We start from the raw sequence: 2005 nt of genomic DNA, 5'->3' as shown, positions 1-2005 counted from the left end.
CCGCACCGCGACCACCCGCCGCCACCGCGGACACCTCAACCCCGCTTAAGTTCGAAGAGCCCCGAACAGACGGTACGGCTCAAGACCTCCCCGAAGCAGCGAGCACAGGGATCCGGCTGGCCTGCAGCGACGATCCAGGGCCGGAAAGCCTGGTTTCCGATCGACGCGCTGGAGACCGTCCGGGATGTCGTCCTGCCACGGATCGTTGAGACCTCACTCGCACGGGTCCACCACGTCGACCTCGACGGAGACCCCGCAGAGCTCATGTCCGCCTCCGAGTTCCGCAAGCTTCTCGACGTCTCGCAAGGTGCCTGGGACAAGTACGTCGGCCTCAGCAAGCCCGCGTGGGACCGGGACGAGGACGGCTACCTGCCCCGGCCGGACGACGAACAGCCAGCGCCGATACAAGGTGTCATCCGCTACTGGCAGCGTCGGCGCATACAGGAATGGATCAACTCCCGCACCGGAAGGGTGTTCGATACCCGAGCCGGAAATGGGTCGGCAGGCTCGTAGTGCATTGGCGCCGTAGCCCTGTCTGTCAGGCTGAGATGAGGCAGACCCGCACGGTGAGCGGCGTGGCGCAGCCACGTGCGTCGCCGCGGGCCCCAGCCCGCCGGTACTACCAGCCGTACGTCCTCCACCGGCCCGTCGGCCACCGCCCGGGCCTCATCCATGACCCGCCGCAGGGTTGCCGCCACCAGATCCACCGGCGCCACCTGCACATCGGCCACGCTTACCTGCTCGTCGCCGGGGCGTCGGGGACGGGGAATAAAGCGCTGTGGGTCGGCGGTGGCCGCTTGCCAGGCCCGTTGTCCCGTCACCACCGACCCATCGCGAGCGACGAGCACAGCGCTGGGTAACGAGGGTTCGCCGTCGAACAGCAGCGGTGACCAGGATCCGTCCGGCCAGGCCAGGACCGCGGTCGTCGTGGCGCTTCCACAATCGATCGCCAGCCGCGCCTGCCCCGCTCGCATACCCGACAGTCAAACATGAGGATCACATTCACGTCATGCCTCAACTACAGCGAGCAGCTAAGCGGGAAGCCGGATCCGAGTGATCGCGGAGTGGTGAGGCACCGTACCGACCTACGCCTCCTGATATGGCGAAAGCCGAGCTGGGCGCAGCAACCTACCGGTGTTGGAACCTGGCGTGCAGGTCCACGCGTAGTGAAGGTTGTGCGCCGCCACCACCAAGATCGGCATATTATGCAGTGCCTGCAGTGGCGAGCGGGTCGTCGATCGGTCGCGTCGCCGTAGCTGGGTCTGCTCCTATCGCCGTTCATCCGCGAACTGTCCTGACTCCGATGGATGTGCCGGGACGCAAGGGCGATCGCGTGACAGTAGTGAGGGCGATGGACCAGGGTCGCGGGAAGTCCCTGCGTAAGGAGTTGGCACCGGCCTCTGCCTCCGGCTGCCGTCATTCGGGCCAGAGGTGCACCCGGAACCGCTCGATCCCGTCCAGCCGTCGCCATGCGGCGTGTGTCGTTGCGGCGTCGGCGTACAGGGTGCGGGTCTCCACCTCGCGCGCCGCCGTCTGGACCTCCTCCCGACCCTGATGCTCGACCATCACCCGGTACGTGCCGGGTGCCACCGACATCTCACACACGATTCCCTCGTCGGTGTCGACACCAATGCGGCCGCTGATCACCGTGAGCCGCAACGGCCCCTCGTTTTCGTGCACCGCCAACCGCACCCACGGACGGGTGAGCTGATCCCCGCACCGGATCCGTAGCACTGTCCCGGCGGCGACGATCATCCTTCCGCCCCGGCTGCCCGGGATCCGCGCCGCCTCGGACGCCGCACGTTCGTCGGCGTGTGTGTCCACACCGACGTCCCGTACCAGGACCACACCTTCGTACGTCGCCACCACGGCCTCTGCCGCCGTACTCATCGTCGAACCTCTCCGCTGAGCGGCGGTGGTGCCCCGGAAAGGGGCACCACCGCCGCTGTTCACCTGCTGATCGCGACGAAGAACGCGTCTCCGTCGATGATGCGCTGCGGCTGGT

2 protein-coding genes are annotated in these 2005 nt (G+C 67.4%); one reads left to right on the top strand and one right to left on the bottom strand.

The window, feature by feature from the left end; genetic code table 11:
• Positions 1 to 513, top strand: a 513-nt coding sequence (locus ACFHWY_RS28325) for a hypothetical protein (RefSeq protein WP_416583298.1), incomplete at its 5' end; no start/stop codon positions are given.
• 903 nt (positions 514 to 1416) lie between these two features.
• Here ACFHWY_RS28325 and ACFHWY_RS28320 read toward each other — a convergent pair.
• Positions 1417 to 1890 carry a hypothetical protein gene (locus tag ACFHWY_RS28320; protein ID WP_416583297.1) on the bottom strand — a complete coding sequence of 158 codons (474 nt, stop codon included), beginning with the start codon at positions 1888 to 1890 and terminating at the stop codon, positions 1417 to 1419.
• Positions 1891 to 2005 lie beyond the last annotated feature (115 nt).

It is taken from the genome of Micromonospora sp. LOL_024, assembly GCF_048060415.1.
Classification (GTDB): Bacteria; Actinomycetota; Actinomycetes; order Mycobacteriales; family Micromonosporaceae; genus Micromonospora.
This window is presented reverse-complemented; position numbering and strand designations above follow the sequence as displayed.

What these genes read in the sequence shown, in the direction of transcription:
- ACFHWY_RS28320 (WP_416583297.1), bottom strand. Translation starts at nt 1,890, where the DNA reads ATGAGTACGGCGGCAGAGGCCGTGGTGGCGACGTACGAAGGTGTGGTC.